This is a genomic window from Vibrio sp. V10_P2A27P122 (assembly GCF_963874335.1).
GTDB lineage: Bacteria > Pseudomonadota > Gammaproteobacteria > Enterobacterales > Vibrionaceae > Vibrio > Vibrio anguillarum.
This window is the reverse complement of the sequence record NZ_CAWNHY010000197.1, coordinates 1-2,575: the sequence shown is the minus strand read 5'-3', so window position 1 is coordinate 2,575 and position 2,575 is coordinate 1. Positions and strand designations below refer to the sequence as shown.

The 2,575-nt window shown below is 39.6% G+C and carries 3 protein-coding genes and 1 pseudogene; all 4 read right to left on the bottom strand.

What is annotated here, in order from left to right:
- Positions 1 to 414: 414 nt before the first annotated feature.
- A pseudogene (locus tag AACQ17_RS08500) lies at positions 415 to 519 on the bottom strand (hypothetical protein); the annotation flags it as partial.
- Between the two features lie 185 nt (positions 520 to 704).
- Positions 705 to 860, bottom strand: a complete 156-nt coding sequence (locus tag AACQ17_RS08495; protein WP_013867794.1) for a YoaH family protein — start codon at positions 858 to 860, stop codon at positions 705 to 707.
- A 45-nt stretch (positions 861 to 905) separates the two neighbouring features.
- Positions 906 to 2,096, bottom strand: coding sequence for a conjugal transfer protein TraF (locus tag AACQ17_RS08490; protein ID WP_094167680.1), 1,191 nt, complete (start codon positions 2,094 to 2,096; stop codon positions 906 to 908).
- 60 nt (positions 2,097 to 2,156) lie between these two features.
- A partial coding sequence (locus tag AACQ17_RS08485; RefSeq protein WP_141201451.1) for a DUF2861 family protein occupies positions 2,157 to 2,575 on the bottom strand: 419 nt, incomplete at its 5' end.

Genomic DNA, 2,575 nt, shown 5'->3' with positions numbered 1-2,575 from the left:
GTCTTGTACGTTTTGTCATAATGTCACCTGTTAACTTATGAGGTGATGATATCACCTCTAACTAAGTGACCAAATTCACTATGCCACTACATTAGTTATATTATTGGTTATCATTCCGAGATTCCTAGACTAGATTTCATTCACTTAACAATATAATCATCAGTAAAAGCAGACAATAGACGACTCATAATCCCAGAAAAATCCTACATAAAATGGCTTTGTTTCCTAAATCATGGAACTAAATTATCAACCTACGATCTGATCAGCTAAGTTCACTTAAATACTTTAGACCAATGGCCAAGTTTCGCTACAAAACCGGTTAAACAGAACATCGCTGAAAGCACCAAAAATCGAGAATATACGCTACCCACTTGCTCGTTGGTGAGCATTTGGATGATATCCCGGCGAAGTCTGGTAGAACACCGGCCTTCGGTACTTAGGTGCAAAAACCACATGATATTTACAATTCCATCGCGTATGCGCTAAGCTCTCTTCGTCCCGATTGGGACCCCCTTTCAATTCTTAATTAACTCTTGCAGTTGCCAGACCACAAGACGTTTTTATCAAATTGAAAGGGGTTATATAACTGGCTTATAGCCGTAAGCTTTACGGAACCCCCAGCCTAGGTGGAGGTTTTCTCGATACAAAAAAGCGTCCACTAATGAGTGAACGCTCTTATGCAATCGAAATAGTTAGGTTGAGAATTAATTCGTTTTATCTGCAGATTTTTCTGCTCTAATTTGGGATGCAACGATTTTTATGGCTTCTGCGGTACTGATACCTTGAGCCATTAGTTGTTGAATTTTCTCAACAGCTTCTTGCTGTTCTTGGTGAGATAAAGTTGGAATATCATCAAACATTTAAAAAGGCTCCGGTTGATTAGGAGCCTGACTATAGAGATCGAGTTAATAACTAGCAAGGAAATTTATGTAAGCTCCCATCGCATTATCGTTTGTATAGCTAGCTCCAATGTCCAGTTGGAAGAGATTGAGAGGTGAGATCCCTACCCCTGCTGTGATTGTTCCATCAATATTATCGTATGCTAAGTTCTTCTTATATCCTGCTCTTAATTTTAACTGACGCATGATATCGATTTCACCACCTACTCGAATCATCTGTGTATTGTCATTAAAATTAGTGTAGCGCTCTTCTTCATTAAGATCATAATCCACGCTTAATGTGGCATAGTCTGCAACAATACCTACGCCTACTGTATAAAGTGGCCTCATTTGGTATGCGTAGCCAATATTGATGTCTCGTGTTTTACCGAATTGGCTCTTAAGACTCTTAGTGTAAGATTGAGTTTGAATGTCTCTCTTGACTAAATTGGTTGCGGAAAATCCAACTCTTAAAGGCCCATAAAACCACAATGCGCCGGCATCAAGGTTGAATATGGTTTCACCTTGGCCATTATCTCGTGCATCTTTGATATCGTAATCGGTTACGCTTGCTGAATATACATAGGTGTAGATGCGTTGAAGTTTAGGTGTTACACCAAAGGCAATATGTTGGCCTAAAAATGTTTGGTACTTGGCTAGCGAGAAACCCACTTCTGTTACCCCAACGGAAACAGCGTTCACTGCGCTGAGCTCTGCGTTTTCGACAGTTTGTAGCTCTGGAGTTAATGACGCAGTATTTTCGCCGCTGTAAATATCAGGAGTGACAAACGTTTCGGTATAGGCTTTGGCGAATAAATTAGCCGCTATAAATTGGTTAGGAATGGCAAAGGCGACAACACCGCCAATTTCGGCTTTTAGTTTATCATTTTGTAAATTATCTAAACTTTTCTGCAGCTGTTCAGTATTTGTGTAATCTTTTTTTTCTATGAAGTTTGAAATGCTGTCTAAATCATCGACCATGTGGTCTTCATCATTATAAGAAATCCCGAAACTGGGAACGATCATACCTACGTCATCGTTACGACGGTAAATAGCCACAAGTGCAGGGTTATAAAATGGAGCAGTGAGAAAGTTCGCCGATACAACCCCTACACCACCCATCGCATCCCCTCGCGCCTCTATTGCATAATTGGCTGCGAAGCTGAAAGATGGTGTAAGTACGACTGTAAGTGGGAGTATTTTAATGAAATTTTTCATAATGTTATAAACGTGTCGTTTCCTTTATGTCTATAACGGCACATTGTCTATTATCTTTAATTATTCATCTACTGAAACATCGTAGGTTTTACTGATTACTTGAGATTGCTCAATGATAATCGGCCCTTGCCAACGCTGTTGAGTCATTGATACCGCTAGTACATAACGGTCTGCAGCTAAATTAGTGATTTCAAGTTCATTAGGATACTCAGACTCGTAGCGTTGACTCCATATTTCAGAGTATTTTCCATCGATGTAATCATACAGCGATACATTGAGTTCAGGTAAAGGACAATATGGATTGAGTAGCGCTTTTTTTTCAATTTGCCATTGATCTTTCGAAGCCCAGCGTACAATTTGCTTTGCTTTGGGTTCACCAAGCACAATCCATGCGCTCCAAGATTGCTGATCTTTGGCTGTTATATCAAGACGGTATAAACCCATTGTAATTTTACTATTGAGATTATAACGCTTTAAGT

Coding starts and splice junctions, on each gene's coding strand:
- AACQ17_RS08490 (WP_094167680.1), bottom strand. CDS start 2,096: ATGAAAAATTTCATTAAAATACTCCCACTTACAGTCGTACTTACACCA.
- AACQ17_RS08495 (WP_013867794.1), bottom strand. CDS start 860: ATGTTTGATGATATTCCAACTTTATCTCACCAAGAACAGCAAGAAGCT.